General features: G+C 71.7%; 14 protein-coding genes. 13 read left to right on the forward strand and 1 reads right to left on the reverse strand.

Annotated elements, in window-relative coordinates; translation table 11 throughout:
- Positions 1-352: 352 nt before the first annotated feature.
- The 13 genes from hpnC to ACIRGB_RS12585 all read left to right on the forward strand — a co-directional run bounded on the left by hpnC (position 353) and on the right by ACIRGB_RS12585 (position 14,068).
- Entirely contained in the window at positions 353-1,264 is a 912-nt protein-coding gene (gene hpnC / locus ACIRGB_RS12525; RefSeq protein WP_403862468.1) for a squalene synthase HpnC, read from the forward strand.
- The gene (gene hpnD, locus ACIRGB_RS12530; RefSeq protein ID WP_403862471.1) at positions 1,261-2,211 is read left to right on the forward strand and encodes a presqualene diphosphate synthase HpnD; all 951 of its coding nucleotides are present in this window, start codon (positions 1,261-1,263) and stop codon (positions 2,209-2,211) included. Before hpnC ends, hpnD begins: the two co-directional genes overlap by 4 nt.
- A complete protein-coding gene (locus ACIRGB_RS12535) occupies positions 2,211-2,369 on the forward strand; it encodes a DUF6380 family protein (protein WP_398917799.1) in 159 nt (52 codons plus the stop codon). The genes hpnD and ACIRGB_RS12535 overlap by 1 nt, the downstream gene beginning before the upstream one ends.
- On the forward strand, positions 2,366-3,802 hold the full coding sequence (hpnE, locus tag ACIRGB_RS12540; protein ID WP_403862476.1) for a hydroxysqualene dehydroxylase HpnE: 1,437 nt from the start codon (positions 2,366-2,368) through the stop codon (positions 3,800-3,802). The genes ACIRGB_RS12535 and hpnE overlap by 4 nt, the downstream gene beginning before the upstream one ends.
- A gap of 68 nt (positions 3,803-3,870) precedes the next feature.
- On the forward strand, positions 3,871-4,935 hold the full coding sequence (locus ACIRGB_RS12545) for a polyprenyl synthetase family protein (protein WP_403863451.1): 1,065 nt from the start codon (positions 3,871-3,873) through the stop codon (positions 4,933-4,935).
- Between the two features lie 114 nt (positions 4,936-5,049).
- Positions 5,050-7,092, forward strand: coding sequence for a squalene--hopene cyclase (gene shc / locus ACIRGB_RS12550; RefSeq protein WP_403862479.1), 2,043 nt, complete (start codon positions 5,050-5,052; stop codon positions 7,090-7,092).
- On the forward strand, positions 7,092-7,733 hold the full coding sequence (locus ACIRGB_RS12555) for a 1-hydroxy-2-methyl-2-butenyl 4-diphosphate reductase (RefSeq protein ID WP_403862482.1): 642 nt from the start codon (positions 7,092-7,094) through the stop codon (positions 7,731-7,733). Before shc ends, ACIRGB_RS12555 begins: the two co-directional genes overlap by 1 nt.
- Before the next feature lie 6 nt (positions 7,734-7,739).
- The gene (hpnH, locus tag ACIRGB_RS12560; protein ID WP_403862485.1) at positions 7,740-8,762 is read left to right on the forward strand and encodes an adenosyl-hopene transferase HpnH; all 1,023 of its coding nucleotides are present in this window, start codon (positions 7,740-7,742) and stop codon (positions 8,760-8,762) included.
- A gap of 4 nt (positions 8,763-8,766) precedes the next feature.
- The gene (gene ispG / locus ACIRGB_RS12565) at positions 8,767-9,921 is read left to right on the forward strand and encodes a flavodoxin-dependent (E)-4-hydroxy-3-methylbut-2-enyl-diphosphate synthase (RefSeq protein ID WP_403862488.1); all 1,155 of its coding nucleotides are present in this window, start codon (positions 8,767-8,769) and stop codon (positions 9,919-9,921) included.
- Positions 9,922-9,946: 25 nt separating this feature from the next.
- Positions 9,947-11,887 carry a 1-deoxy-D-xylulose-5-phosphate synthase gene (dxs, locus tag ACIRGB_RS12570; RefSeq protein WP_403862491.1) on the forward strand — a complete coding sequence of 647 codons (1,941 nt, stop codon included), beginning with the start codon at positions 9,947-9,949 and terminating at the stop codon, positions 11,885-11,887.
- The gene (locus tag ACIRGB_RS12575; protein ID WP_403862494.1) at positions 11,888-13,273 is read left to right on the forward strand and encodes an aspartate aminotransferase family protein; all 1,386 of its coding nucleotides are present in this window, start codon (positions 11,888-11,890) and stop codon (positions 13,271-13,273) included.
- 64 nt (positions 13,274-13,337) lie between these two features.
- Positions 13,338-13,952, forward strand: a complete 615-nt coding sequence (locus tag ACIRGB_RS12580) for a helix-turn-helix domain-containing protein (RefSeq protein ID WP_403862497.1) — start codon at positions 13,338-13,340, stop codon at positions 13,950-13,952.
- Positions 13,949-14,068 (forward strand): DUF6126 family protein, encoded by a 120-nt coding sequence (locus tag ACIRGB_RS12585; protein WP_104635973.1) that lies wholly within the window; start codon positions 13,949-13,951, stop codon positions 14,066-14,068. Before ACIRGB_RS12580 ends, ACIRGB_RS12585 begins: the two co-directional genes overlap by 4 nt.
- Positions 14,069-14,094: 26 nt before the next feature.
- On the opposite strand, the gene ACIRGB_RS12590 is transcribed toward ACIRGB_RS12585, so the two are convergent.
- Positions 14,095-14,892, reverse strand: a complete 798-nt coding sequence (locus tag ACIRGB_RS12590) for a tyrosine-protein phosphatase (RefSeq protein ID WP_403862500.1) — start codon at positions 14,890-14,892, stop codon at positions 14,095-14,097.
- Positions 14,893-15,304 lie beyond the last annotated feature (412 nt).

The raw sequence follows: 15,304 nt of genomic DNA on the forward strand, positions 1-15,304 counted from the left end.
CGCCGGGGCCTCGCCGGAACTGTTCCGGCGAGGCCCCGCGTCTGCAAAGGAACCGTCAACTCCTGCGGTTCTCAGGAATCTTGAAGTCAATCGGTGTGTTGTTGTGATGCGCCGTGCACCCCGACGGACGCCCGTGAGTTGTACAACGTAAGCTGTACCGGTCCCGAAACGCGGCACATGGGGCGATAATGCCCGACACCCTCGAGCGGGCCTGCCGCGCGGGTGGCAGGGCGGCGTGTCCGAAATAGTGTGTATTGGGTCGGCAGTGTAGAACGGGAGATGTGACGGCAATGGCTACGGAAACTCCCCAGCTCCGCGAAGCGTGCGCCGTCCCCGCCCAGGGCAGCCCGCGATGACGGCCACCGACACGGCGCACGCCGTCGACCCGGAGCGCGGCACCCTCGCCAAGGCCGCCGACGAGAACTTCCCCGTCGCCCCCTTCTTCCTGCCCCGCGCCTGGCGCACCGACCTGATGGCGGTCTACGGCTTCGCCCGCCTCGTCGACGACATCGGCGACGGCGACCTCGCCCCGGGCGGAGCGGACGCCCGCCTCCTCGGCGTCCCCGAGGACCGCGCCGACGACCGCCTGCTGATGCTGGACGCCTTCGAGGCCGACCTGCGCAGGGTCTTCGGCGGCTCCGACGGCCCGCCCCGGCACCCGCTGCTGCGCCGACTGCTGCCCACCGTGCGCCGCCGCGGGCTGACCCCCGAGCCCTTCCTCGGCCTGATCGCCGCCAACCGGCAGGACCAGCTGGTCGCACGGTACGAGACCTACGACGACCTGCTCGCCTACTGCGAGCTGTCCGCCAACCCGGTCGGCCGTCTCGTCCTGGCCGTCACCGACACCTCGACGCCCGAACGGGTCCGCCGCTCCGACGAGATCTGCACCGCCTTGCAGATCGTCGAGCACCTCCAGGACGTGGCCGAGGACCTGGGCCGGGACCGCATCTACCTGCCGGCCGAGGACATGAAACGTTTCCACGTCCAGGAGACGGACCTCGCCGCGCCCACCGCCAACGCGTCCGTGCGCGCCCTGATCGCCTACGAGGCCGGGCGCGCCCGCGACCTGCTGAATGAAGGAGCCCCCCTGGTGGGTAGCGTCCAGGGCAGGCTGCGGCTGCTCCTGGCGGGCTTCGTGGCGGGGGGAAGGGCGGCGCTCGGCGCGATCGCCGCGGCGGATCACGACGTACTTCCCGGCCCGCCCACGTCAGGCAAGGTCCGCTTGCTGCGCGAGGCGGGCGTGGTCCTGCGAGGAGAGGGGTGATCGGGTCCGTGGAGTCGTCAGCGAACGCGTCGGCACCGGTGCTCGCCGCCTACAGCTACTGCGAGGCCGTCACCGGCCGGCAGGCACGCAACTTCGCCTACGGCATCCGGCTGCTGCCCACGCCCAAGCGGCGGGCGATGTCCGCGCTGTACGCGTTCTCGCGCCGGGTCGACGACATCGGCGACGGGGTGCTGGCGGACGACGTCAAGGTCGCCCGGCTGGACGAGACCCGGGTCGTGCTCGCCCGGATCCAGGACGGTGCGGTCGACGAGGACGACACCGACCCGGTCGCCGTCGCCCTCGCGCACGCGGCCCGGCAGTTCCCGATCCCGCTCGGCGGCCTCGACGAGCTGATCGACGGCGTCCAGATGGACCTGCGGGGCGAGACCTACGAGACCTGGGACGACCTGAAGGTCTACTGCCGCTGCGTGGCGGGCGCCATCGGACGCCTCTCGCTCGGCGTCTTCGGCACCGAACCGGGGGCGCGCGGCGCCGAGCGCGCGCCCGAGTACGCCGACACGCTCGGTCTCGCGCTCCAGCTCACCAACATCCTGCGCGACGTCCGGGAGGACGCCGAGGGCGGGCGCACCTACCTGCCCGCCGACGACCTCGCCAAGTTCGGCTGCTCGGCCGGCTTCGACGGGCCGACACCACCGGAGGGCTCCGACTTCGCGGGCCTCGTGCACTTCGAAGTGCGTCGGGCCCGCGCCCTTTTCGCCGAGGGCTACCGGCTGCTGCCCATGCTCGACCGGCGCAGCGGCGCCTGCGTGGCCGCGATGGCCGGCATCTACCGCCGCCTCCTGGACCGCATCGAGCGCGACCCCGAGGCCGTGCTGCGCGGCCGGGTCTCCCTGCCGGGACGCGAGAAGGCGTACGTCGCCGTGCGCGGTCTGTCCGGCCTCGACACCCGGCACGTCACCCGGCGGACCGTCAGGAGGCGCGCCTGATGGACACACCGGGCACACTGGACGCCCAGGACCCGCACGGAACCACCGGCGGACAACGGCGGGCAACCCTCCGGTGGCGGTCGGCGTCCCTGACTGAGACGGTCGGCCGTACGCCGTTCAAACACCACGGCGACCGGACAGGGAAGGGCGCACCATGACGCAGGGCAACGGCACGCGCGAGGGCGGAGTGCTCGCCGACGTCTCGGCCCTCGGCCCCGGCGGACACGCCGTCGTGGTCGGCGGCGGACTCGCGGGGGTCACCACCGCGCTCGCACTCGCCGACGCCGGCGCGCGCGTCACCCTGTTCGAAGGACGCCCGCGCCTCGGCGGGCTCGCCTTCTCTTTCCAGCGCGGCGACCTCACGGTCGACAACGGCCAGCACGTGTACCTGCGCTGCTGCACCGCCTACCGGTGGTTCCTCGACCGGATCGGCGGAGCGGCGCTCGCACCGGTGCAGGACCGTCTCGACGTGCCCGTGGTCGACCTGGCGCGGCCCGAGGGCAGCCGGCTCGGCAGACTGCGGCGCGACGCGCTGCCCGTACCCCTGCATCTGGGGCGCAGCCTGGCGTCCTACCCGCACCTCTCCCTCGCCGAACGCGCCTCGGTGGGGCGCGCCGCGCTCGCGCTGAAGGGGCTCGACCTCGCCGATCCGACCCTGGACACCCAGGACTTCGGCAGCTGGCTGACCGCGCACGGTCAGTCGGCGCGCGCCATCGAGGCCCTGTGGGACCTGGTCGGGGTCGCCACCCTCAACGCGGTCGCGGGCGACGCCTCGCTGGGGCTCGCCGCGATGGTGTTCAAGACCGGTCTGCTGTCCGACCCGGGAGCGGCCGACATCGGATGGGCCCGCGTCCCGCTGGGCGAACTGCACGACCGGCTGGCCCGCAAGGCTCTCGACTCCGCGGGCGTCCGTACCGAGGTCCGTACACGCGTCACCTCCGTCTCCGTAAACGAGAACGGCGGCTGGAGCGTTCAGGTTCCCGACGAGACGCTCGAAGCGGACGCCGTCGTCCTCGCCGTACCCCAGCGCGAGGCGTACGACCTGCTGCCGGACGGCGCGCTGGACGCCCCGGAGAATCTTCTGCGGATCGGCACCGCGCCGATCCTCAACATCCACGTGGTCTACGACCGCAAGGTGCTCGCCGCACCGTTCCTCACGGCCCTCGGCACCCCGGTGCAGTGGGTGTTCGACCGTACCGAGGCCTCCGGACTGAAGGAGGGGCAGTACCTGGCGCTGTCCCAGTCGACGGCGCAGCACGAGATCGACGAACCCGTGGCCGCGCTGCGCGAGCGGTACCTGCCGGAACTGGAGCGGCTGCTGCCCCGCACCCGGGGTGCCGAGGTGAAGGACTTCTTCGTGACCAGGGAGCGCACCGCGACGTTCGCCCCCGCCCCCGGCGTCGGCCGCCTGAGGCCCGGCGCCCGCACCAAGGCACCCGGCCTCTACCTGGCCGGCGCGTGGACCGCCACCGGGTGGCCCGCGACCATGGAGAGTGCGGTTCGCAGCGGTGTCGGAGCGGCGGCCGCCGCGCTCGGCGCCCCGGGCCGGTCCCGCGGCCTCCTCCCCGGTTTCTTCGAGGAGGCGGCGTGAGAGCCGATCCACGCGGGACCGACTCCCGCACTCCCGGCACCGCAACTGGAGGAAAGACTGTGCCCACTGTGCCCCCGGCCCCGAAGGCCGATCGACGGACCACGGTGGACGTGACCGCGCTGCTGGAGCGCGGCCGGACCCTGGCCACGCCGGTCCTGCGGGCGGCGGTCGACCGACTGGCCCCTCCCATGGACACCGTCGCCGCCTACCACTTCGGCTGGATCGACGCCCAGGGCAACCCCGCGCACGGTGACGGCGGCAAGGCCGTCCGCCCCGCGCTCGCCGTGCTCTCCGCCGAGGTGACCGGCGCCGCGCCCGAGGTCGGCGTGCCCGGCGCGGTGGCCGTGGAACTGGTGCACAACTTCTCCCTCCTGCACGACGACCTGATGGACGGCGACGAGCAGCGCCGCCACCGCGACACCGTCTGGAAGGTGCACGGCCCCGCCCAGGCCATCCTGGTCGGCGACGCCCTGTTCGCGCTGGCCAACGAGGTGCTGCTGGAACTGGGCACCGTCGAGGCCGGCCGCGCCACCCGCCGCCTCACCAGTGCCAGCCGGGCCCTGATCGACGGTCAGGCCCAGGACATCTCCTACGAGCACCGCGACCGCGTCAGCGTCGAGGAGTGCCTGGAGATGGAGGGCAACAAGACCGGCGCCCTGCTCGCCTCCGCCAGCTCCATCGGCGCGGTGCTCGGCGGCGCCGACGAGCGCACCGCCGACACCCTCGAGAGGTACGGCTACCACCTCGGCCTCGCCTTCCAGGCCGTCGACGACCTGCTGGGCATCTGGGGCGACCCGGACGCCACCGGCAAGCAGACCTGGAGCGACCTGCGCCAGCGCAAGAAGTCGCTGCCGGTCGTCGCCGCCCTCGCCGCCGGGGGGCCCGCCTCCGAGCGGCTCGGCGAGATCCTCGCCGCCGACGCCAAGGCCAGTGACTTCGCGAACTTCTCGGAGGAGGAGTTCGCGGCCCGTGCCGCCCTCATCGAGGAAGCGGGCGGGCGGGAGTGGACCGCCGACGAGGCGCGTCGCCAGCACACCATCGCCATCGAAGCCCTCGACGCCGTCGACATGCCCGACCGGGTGCGGGACCGGTTCACGGCACTCGCGGACTTCGTCGTCGTACGAAAGAGATGATCATTATCGGTCGAATAGCCCTCGCGTAGTCGCCGGCCGGTGCCGTGGAGACACGAGCACCGGCCGACGGCGGACCCAGCAGACGCACCACGCACACTGCACGAAGGGGAAGCCATGACAGCGACGACCGACGGAAGCACCGGGGCCTCCCTGAGGCCCCTGGCAGCCTCGGCCAGCGACACCGACATCACGATCCCCGCCGCGGCGGCCGGGGTACCGGAAGCCGCCGCACGCGCCACCCGGCGAGCCGCCGACTTCCTGCTCTCCCGGCAGGACGCCCAGGGCTGGTGGAAGGGCGACCTCGAGACGAACGTCACGATGGACGCCGAGGACCTGCTCCTGCGTCAGTTCCTCGGCATCCAGGACGAGGAGACCACCCGCGCCGCCGCCCTGTTCATCCGCGGCGAGCAGCGCGAGGACGGCACCTGGGCCACCTTCTACGGCGGCCCCGGCGAACTGTCCACCACCGTCGAGGCCTACGTCGCCCTCCGCCTGGCGGGCGACGCGCCCGACGCGCCCCACATGGCGCGGGCCGCCGAGTGGATCAGGTCCCGCGGCGGCATCGCCTCCGCCCGCGTCTTCACCCGGATCTGGCTCGCCCTGTTCGGCTGGTGGAAGTGGGACGACCTGCCCGAACTCCCGCCGGAGCTCATCTACTTCCCCACCTGGGTCCCGCTCAACATCTACGACTTCGGCTGCTGGGCCCGGCAGACCATCGTGCCGCTCACCATCGTCTCCGCGAAGCGGCCGGTGCGTCCCGCGCCCTTCCCGCTGGACGAACTGCACACCGACCCGGCCCGCCCCAACCCCACCCGCCCGCTGGCACCGGTGGCCAGCTGGGACGGCGCCTTCCAGCGCATCGACAAGGCCCTGCACGCCTACCGCAAGGTCGCCCCGCGCCGCCTGCGCCGGGCCGCGATGAACAGCGCCGCCCGGTGGATCATCGAGCGGCAGGAGAACGACGGCTGCTGGGGCGGCATCCAGCCCCCGGCGGTCTACTCGGTGATCGCGCTCTACCTGCTCGGCTACGACCTCGAACACCCCGTGATGCGCGCGGGACTCGAGTCGCTGGACCGTTTCGCCGTGTGGCGCGAGGACGGGGCCCGGATGATCGAGGCCTGCCAGTCGCCGGTCTGGGACACCTGCCTGGCCACCATCGCGCTGGCCGACGCGGGCGTGCCCGAGGACCACCCGCAGCTGGTCAAGGCTGCCGACTGGATGCTGGGCGAGCAGATCGTGCGCCCCGGCGACTGGTCGGTGAAGCGCCCCGGACTCCCGCCCGGCGGCTGGGCGTTCGAGTTCCACAACGACAACTACCCCGACATCGACGACACCGCCGAGGTGGTCCTCGCCCTGCGCCGGGTCAAGCACCACGACCCGGAGCGGGTGGAGCAGGCCATCGGGCGCGGGGTGCGCTGGAACCTCGGCATGCAGTCCAAGAACGGCGCCTGGGGCGCCTTCGACGTCGACAACACCAGCGCCTTCCCCAACCGGCTCCCCTTCTGCGACTTCGGCGAGGTCATCGACCCGCCGTCCGCGGACGTCACCGCGCACGTCGTCGAGATGCTCGCCGTCGAGGGCCTCGCCCACGACCCGCGCACCCGCCGCGGCATCCAGTGGCTCCTGGACGCGCAGGAGGCGGACGGCTCGTGGTTCGGCCGCTGGGGCGTCAACTACGTCTACGGCACCGGGTCCGTGATCCCCGCCCTGACCGCCGCCGGGCTGCCCACCTCGCACCCGGCCATCCGGCGCGCGGTGCGCTGGCTGGAGTCCGTCCAGAACGAGGACGGCGGCTGGGGCGAGGATCTGCGCTCCTACCGCTACGTCCGGGAGTGGAGCGGCCGGGGCGCCTCGACCGCCTCGCAGACCGGCTGGGCGCTGATGGCCCTGCTGGCGGCGGGGGAGCGGGAGTCCAGGGCCGTGGAGCGCGGCATCGAGTGGCTGGCGGCCACCCAGCGGGAGGACGGTTCCTGGGACGAGCCCTACTTCACGGGCACCGGCTTCCCGTGGGACTTCTCCATCAACTACCACCTCTACCGCCAGGTCTTCCCGCTCACCGCGCTGGGCCGGTACGTCCACGGGGAGCCCTTCGCCAAGAAGCCCCGCGCGGCCGAGGCACCCACCGAGCCCGCCACGGCCGAGGTGAAGGGCAGCTGATGACCCCGCAGACCGGCCCGTCCCCGCTGCTGATCGCCTGCGCGCTCGGCATCGAACACCTCGCCCTGCGCACCGGCGACCGCGCCGGCGCCGGCGGGCCGGTCACCGTCCTGCGCACCGGCATGGGCCCCAAGGCGGCCGAACGCTCGGTCACCCGGGTCCTCACCGACCCGGCGCTCGAGTCGGCCGCCGTACTGGCCACCGGCTTCTGCGCGGGACTGGCCCCCGGCATGCACCCCGGCGACCTGGTCGTCGCCGAGGAGACCCGGGACCCCCGCTCCACCGTCACCTGCGTCGCGTCCGACCGGCTCGTCAAGGAACTCGCGCGAGCCGTCCCCGGACGCACCGTCCACACCGGGCCGCTCACCGGCTCGGACCACGTCGTCCGCGGTCCCGAACGCGCCGACCTGCTCGCGACCGGCGCGATCGCCGTGGACATGGAGTCCGCGGCCACGCTGCTGAGCGCCGTCCGCACGGGCCCACGCCCGGTTGCGGCCGTCCGGGTGGTCGTGGACGCTCCAGAACACGAACTCGTCCGGATCGGCACCGTACGCGGTGGAATATCGGCTTTCCGTGTTCTCCGATCCGTTCTTCCCGCATTTTTCGAATGGCACCGTTCTTTGTTGCTCCCCCGGAGGTGAGCCCAGATGGCCATGCCCCTGCGCCAGTCCATCAAGGTCGCTACATACCTGGCCGAACAGAAGATTCGCCGACGGGACAAGTTCCCGCTCATCGTGGAGCTGGAGCCGCTCTTCGCCTGCAACCTGAAGTGTGAGGGGTGCGGGAAGATCCAGCACCCGGCCGGGGTGCTCAAGCAGCGCATGCCCGTCGCGCAGGCCGTGGGAGCGGTGCTCGAATCGGGTGCGCCGATGGTCTCCATCGCCGGCGGCGAGCCCCTGATGCATCCCCAGATCGACGAGATCGTGCGGCAGTTGGTGGCCAAGCGGAAGTACGTCTTCCTCTGCACCAACGCGCTGCTCATGCGCAAGAAGATGGAGAAGTTCACGCCCTCGCCGTACTTCGCCTTCGCCGTGCACATCGACGGGCTGCGCGAGCGGCACGACGAGTCCGTGGCCAAGGAAGGCGTGTTCGACGAGGCCGTGGAGGCCATCAAGGAGGCCAAGCGGCGCGGCTTCCGGGTGACCACCAACTCGACCTTCTTCAACACCGACACCCCGCAGACCATCGTCGAGGTGCTCAACTTCCTCAACGACGACCTCAAGGTCGACGAGATGATGATCTCGCCCGCCTACGCCTACGAGAAGGCGCCCGACCAGGAGCACTTCCTGGGCGTGGAGCAGACCCGCGAGCTGTTCCGGAAGGCGTTCTCGGGCGGCAACCGCGCCCGCTGGCGGCTCAACCACTCCCCGCTGTTCCTCGACTTCCTCGAGGGCAAGGTCGACTTCCCGTGCACCGCCTGGGCGATCCCGAACTACTCGCTCTTCGGCTGGCAGCGCCCCTGCTACCTGATGAGCGACGGCTACGTCCCGACGTACCGGGAGCTGATTGAGGACACCGACTGGGACAAGTACGGCCGGGGCAAGGACCCGCGCTGCGACAACTGCATGGCGCACTGCGGGTACGAGCCGACCGCCGTCCTGGCCACCATGGGCTCGCTCAAGGAGTCCCTGCGCGCCATGCGCGAGACCGTCTCCTCGAACCGGGAGTGACGTCATGACCGCCATCCCCTTGGGGCTCCCCGGGGTACCGGTCCGGCCGATCGCCGAGCGGCGCGTGTCGCGGCGGATCCAGGTCGGGCCGGTGGCGGTCGGGGGCGGCGCCCCGGTGTCGGTGCAGTCGATGACGACCACCCGCACGTCCGACATCGGGGCGACGCTCCAGCAGATCGCCGAACTGACGGCCGCCGGCTGCCAGATCGTGCGCGTGGCCTGCCCCACGCAGGACGACGCCGACGCCCTGCCCGTGATCGCGAGGAAGTCGCAGATCCCGGTCATCGCGGACATCCACTTCCAGCCCAAGTACGTGTTCGCCGCGATCGAGGCCGGCTGCGCGGCGGTCCGGGTGAACCCGGGCAACATCAAGAAGTTCGACGACCAGGTCAAGGAGATCGCCAAGGCGGCCCGCGACCACGGCACGCCGATCCGCATCGGCGTGAACGCGGGCTCGCTGGACCGGCGGCTGCTCCAGAAGTACGGCAGGGCGACGCCCGAGGCGCTGGCGGAGTCCGCGCTGTGGGAGGCGTCGCTCTTCGAGGAGCACGACTTCCGGGACCTCAAGATCTCGGTCAAGCACAACGACCCGGTCGTGATGGTCGAGGCGTACCGGCAACTCGCCGCCCAGTGCGACTACCCCCTCCACCTGGGGGTGACGGAGGCGGGGCCCGCGTTCCAGGGCACCATCAAGTCGGCGGTCGCCTTCGGCGCGCTGCTCTCCCAGGGCATCGGGGACACCATCCGGGTGTCGCTGAGCGCCCCGCCGGTCGAGGAGGTCAAGGTCGGCATCCAGATCCTCCAGTCGCTCGGACTGAGGGAACGCCGGCTGGAGATCGTCTCCTGCCCGTCCTGCGGCCGGGCCCAGGTCGACGTGTACAAGCTGGCCGAGGAGGTCACCGCCGGTCTGGAGGGCATGGAGGTGCCGCTGCGCGTGGCCGTCATGGGCTGTGTCGTCAACGGCCCCGGCGAGGCCCGGGAGGCCGACCTCGGCGTCGCCTCCGGCAACGGCAAGGGCCAGATCTTCGTCAAGGGCGAGGTCGTCAAGACCGTCCCCGAGTCCAAGATCGTGGAGACCCTCATCGAGGAGGCGATGAGGATCGCCGAGCAGATGGAGAAGGACGGCGCGTCGGGGGAGCCGGCCGTCACCGTGAGCTGAAACGCGGACCGAAGGGGGCCCGAGCGTGACGATTCTGGAGAACATCCGGGGACCACGCGACCTGAAGGCGCTGTCCGAGGCGGAACTCGGTCAACTGTCCGGCGAGATACGTGACTTCCTGGTGCACGCGGTCGCCCGCACCGGCGGTCACCTCGGACCCAACCTCGGCGTGGTGGAGCTCACCGTCGCCCTGCACCGGGTCTTCGAGTCGCCGGACGACCGCATCCTGTGGGACACCGGCCACCAGAGCTACGTCCACAAACTCCTGACCGGGCGTCAGGACTTCTCCAAGCTGCGGAGCAAGGGCGGCCTGTCCGGCTACCCCTCGCGCGAGGAGTCCGAGCACGACGTCATCGAGAACAGTCACGCCTCCACCGTCCTCGGCTGGGCCGACGGCCTCGCCAAGGCCCGCCAGGTGCGGGGGGAGCGCAGCCACGTCGTCGCCGTGATCGGGGACGGCGCGCTCACCGGCGGCATGGCCTGGGAGGCGCTGAACAACATCGCGGCGGCCAGGGACCGGCCGCTGATCATCGTCGTCAACGACAACGAGCGCTCGTACGCGCCGACCATCGGCGGCCTCGCCAACCACCTGGCGACCCTGCGCACCACCGACGGCTACGAGCGGGCCCTGGCCTGGGGCAAGGACGTGCTCCAGCGCACCCCCGTGGTCGGCAACACCGTCTACGAGGCCCTGCACGGCGCCAAGAAGGGCTTCAAGGACGCCTTCGCGCCGCAGGGCCTCTTCGAGGACCTCGGGCTGAAGTACCTCGGCCCGATCGACGGGCACGACATCGGCGCCGTCGAGTCGGCGCTGCGCCGCGCCAAACGCTTCCACGGCCCGGTCCTGGTGCACTGCCTCACCGAGAAGGGCCGCGGCTACGAACCCGCCCTGCGCGACGAGGAGGACCACTTCCACACCGTCGGCGTGATGGACCCGCTCACCTGCGAGCCGCTCGGCCCGGCGGGCGGTCCTTCCTGGACCTCCGTGTTCGGTGAGGAGATCGTCCGGATCGGCGAGGAGCGCGAGGACGTGGTCGCGATCACCGCGGCCATGCTGCACCCGGTCGGCCTGGCGCCGTTCGCCGCGCGCTTCCCCGACCGGGTCTGGGACGTCGGCATCGCCGAGCAGCACGCCGCCGTGTCCGCCGCCGGTCTCGCCACCGGCGGACTGCACCCGGTCGTCGCCGTCTACGCGACCTTCCTCAACCGCGCCTTCGACCAGCTCCTGATGGACGTGGCCCTGCACAAGTGCGGCGTCACCTTCGTCCTGGACCGGGCCGGCGTCACCGGTGTCGACGGCGCCTCGCACAACGGCATGTGGGACATGTCCGTCCTCCAGGTCGTCCCCGGGCTGCGCATCGCCGCACCGCGCGACGCCGACCAGCTGCGCGCCCAGCTGCGCGAGGCGGTCGCCGTGGACGACGCGCCGACGCTGGTGCGCTTCCCGAAGGAGTCCGCCGGCCCCGCCGTACCCGCCGTCGACCGCATCGGCGGCCTGGACGTCCTGCACGCCGCGGACCGGCCCGAGGTGCTGCTCGTCGCCGTGGGCGTGATGGCGCCCGTCTGCCTCGGGGCCGCCGACCTCCTGGAGGCCCGCGGCATCGGCTGCACCGTCGTCGACCCGCGCTGGGTCAAACCCGTCGACCCGGCGCTCGCGCCGCTCGCGGCCCGGCACCGGCTGGTGGCCGTCGTCGAGGACAACAGCCGCGCCGCCGGGGTCGGTTCCGCGGTGGCGCTGGCGCTCGGCGACGCCGAAGTCGACGTCCCCGTGCGCCGCTTCGGCATCCCCGAGCAGTTCCTCGCGCACGCCAAGCGCGCCGAGCTGCTCGCGGACCTCGGCCTCACCCCGGTCGACGTCGCCGGCCGGATCGCCGCGAGTCTGGCCCTCGCCGAAGGGGCGGGCGGGCCGGCGGTGGAAGAGTCCGGCGACGGACGGATCGTCATGCCAGCGCAAGGAGAGAACTGAATGACCAAGGAGTTCGACCTCGCCGCGCTCTTGGCCGAGCGCGGAGCCGAGCGGTACGAGCTGCACGCCAGGCACCTCAACCACCAGCTGCCGCGCATGCTGCACACCATCGGCTTCGACAAGGTCTACGAGCGGGCCGAGGGCGCGCACTTCTGGGACGCGGACGGCAACGACTACCTGGACATGCTCGCCGGGTTCGCGGTCATGGGCCTGGGCCGGCACCACCCCGTCGTCCGCAAGGCGCTGCACGACGTCCTCGACGCCTCGCTCGCCGACCTGACCCGCTTCGACTGCCCGCCGCTGCCCGGACTGCTGGCCGAGAAGCTGCTCTCCTACAGCCCCCACCTGGACCGCGTCTTCTTCGGCAACAGCGGCACCGAGGCCGTCGAGACCGCCCTGAAGTTCGCCCGCTACGCGACCGGCAGGCAGCGCATCCTGTACTGCACGCACGCCTTCCACGGACTGACCGCCGGCTCGCTCTCCGTCAACGGCGAGGACGGCTTCCGCAAGGGCTTCGCACCCCTGCTGCCCGACACCGCCGTCCCGCTCGGCGACCTGGACGCCCTGGCGCGCGAACTGCGGAAGGGCGACGTGGCCGCCCTGATCGTGGAGCCGATCCAGGGCAAGGGCGTGCACGAGGCCCCGCCCGGCTACCTGCTCGCCGCGCAGGAAATGCTGCACCGGCACAAGGCGCTGCTGATCGCCGACGAGGTGCAGACGGGCCTCGGCCGGACCGGCACGTTCTACGCCTACCAGCACGAGGACGGCGTCGAACCCGACCTGGTCTGCGTCGCCAAGGCGCTGTCCGGCGGATACGTGCCGGTGGGGGCCACCCTGGGCAAGGACTGGATCTTCCAGAAGGTGTACTCCTCGATGGACCGCGTGCAGGTCCACTCGGCGAGCTTCGGGTCCAACGCGCAGGCCATGGCCGCCGGGCTCGCGGTGCTGTCGGTGATGGAGAACGAGGAGATCGTCGCCAACGCCGCCGCGGTGGGGGAGCACCTGAAGTCCCGGCTGGCGGAGCTGGTGGACCGCTACGAACTGCTCGCCGACGTCCGGGGCCGCGGACTGATGATCGGCATCGAGTTCGGCCGGCCCACATCCCTGAAGCTGCGCAGCCGCTGGACGATGCTCCAGGCCGCGCGGAAGGGACTGTTCGCGCAGATGGTGGTGGTGCCGCTGTTGCAGCGGCACCGGATCCTGACCCAGGTGTCCGGCGACCACCTGGAGGTGATCAAGCTGATCCCGCCGCTGATCGTCGACACCGCCGACGCCGACCGGTTCGTCGACGCCTTCACGGAGGTGATGGAGGACGCGCACCACGGCGGTGGCCTGATGTGGGACTTCGGGAAGACCCTGGTCAAGCAGGCGGTGGCCAACCGCTGAGGGCGTCTTTTGCCTCTCGGGCAAGAAATTTGCCTTGCGGGCAAGGCTCGGGCTGAATGGAGGGATGAGTCCCTCCGAGACCGGCCCCGTCGAAGGGTCGGTCGCCGCCGTCGCACCCCGGCTGCGCGAGCTGCGGCGGCGGGCCGCCCTCACCCTGGAGGCCGCGGCCCGTGCCGCCGCCCTCTCGCCCGCCCACCTGTCCCGCCTGGAGACCGGGCAGCGCCAGCCCTCGCTGCCGATGCTGCTCTCCCTCGCCCGCGTCTACGGTACGACCGTCGCCGAGCTGCTGGGGGAGACGGCCGCCGACCGGGACGCCGTCGTGCGCGCCGCCGACATGGAACCCACCAGCGCGGGCGGCTGGACGTACTACCGGGCCGGAGCGCCGGGCCGCGGCATGCACGCCCTGCGCGTCCAGGTGCCGTACGGCTCCCAGGGCGACGTCGTGCGCGTGCACCCGGGCGAGGAGTGGCTCCACGTCCTCAGGGGCCGGTTGCGGCTGCGCCTCGCGGACACCGAGCACCGGCTCACCGTGGGGGACAGCGCCCACTTCGACTCGATGACCCCGCACCGGATCGCCGCGCAGGACCCCGACGGGGTCGAGCTGCTCTTCGTCCACACCCTGTTGCAGAGCCCGGCCGCCGCGCTGTGCCTCGGCCCGAACCCTGGAGAGACGCCATGAGCACCATGCAGGAGAAGTTCCCGCGCGCCCTGTGGGTGCGCCTGCTCGTCTACATCGCCCTGGGGCACGTCTTCGGCGGCTTCCTCTACCTGCTGTTCGAGGTGGGCGCCAAGTAGCGCCGTCCGCGAGCGGGCGCCCCGGCTCAGTCCAGCATCCGCCCGCGCAGCCGCTCCCGGGTCCCGGGCGTGAGCCGCAGCCCCTTCTCCAGGTACGCGTCGACGCCGCCCCACGTCTCCTCGATGGTCTCGAAGGCCGCCGCCAGGTACTCGGCGCGCGCGTCGAACAGGGGGCTGAGCAGCTCCATGACCTCGGGGGAGTAGGCCGAGGCCGAGGAGCCGCTGCGGCGCACCTTGTAGCGGCGGTGCGCGGCGTTCGACTTCAGGTAGTCCTCGACGACGGCCTCGCGCTCGACGCCCAGGGCGAGCAGGGTGATCGCGACGGACAGACCCGCACGGTCCTTTCCGGCCGCGCAGTGCATCAGCGCGGGGACGCTGTCCTCGGCGAGCGCGTGCAGGACCCGGGAGTGCTCCGCCGTGCGCTCCGTGACGATCGAGCGGTAGGAGCCGATCATCCGGTCGGCGGCCTTGCCGTCGGCGAGGATCTCGCGCAGCTGGTCGAGGTCTCCGTCACGGATCATGGTCCAGAACTCGGCGCCGTCGGCCGGATCGCTCAGCGGCAGGTTCACATTGCGCACGCCGGGCAGGTCGACGTCCGGGCCCTCGAGCTTCTGGTCGGCCGCGTTGCGGAAGTCGAAGATCGTGTGCAGGCCCAGCGAGGCCAGGAACGCGGCGTCCTCACCGGTGGCGTGGGCCAGGTGACCGCTGCGGAACAGCACCCCCTGACGCACCCGCCGCCCGTCCACGGTCGGCAGCCCGCCCACGTCCCGGAAGTTGCGCACACCGGTCAGCTCGGGTTCGGTCGACGGGACCTGCTGTGTCACGGGGGCTCCTCCCACTCCACCCCGCCGCCGCTGCTCGCCGGCGGGCACGACCCGACGATACGGCATTCCCTGTGCGCGAAATCGTGCCCCGAGGGATATTGCGGGGGGATAAGAGCCTTCTGTCCGAATTAGCCCCTTGATAACAACTGGGCCTGAAATGGCGGAGGGTGAATCGGGGGCGCGTGAGCAGCGTCATATCCGTGACCGTGCGTGGCCCGTCATGTCCACGTAATTCGACTGCGTTTCAAGGGTATTCAAGGAAAGCGATGCCACGGAAATCGACGCAGGGTCACCGGTAATTCCCGTAAAGGATCAATCGGAACGCGGTTCGCGGGAAACCCTCGCTTGTCCCTGTGCGTCTTGGTCCCTTACGTTCACCACCGATCCGGACGGACGCCTAATCCTGCCGCCG

The sequence above is a fragment of the Streptomyces sp. NPDC102490 genome (assembly GCF_044765285.1).
Lineage (GTDB): Bacteria > Actinomycetota > Actinomycetes > Streptomycetales > Streptomycetaceae > Streptomyces.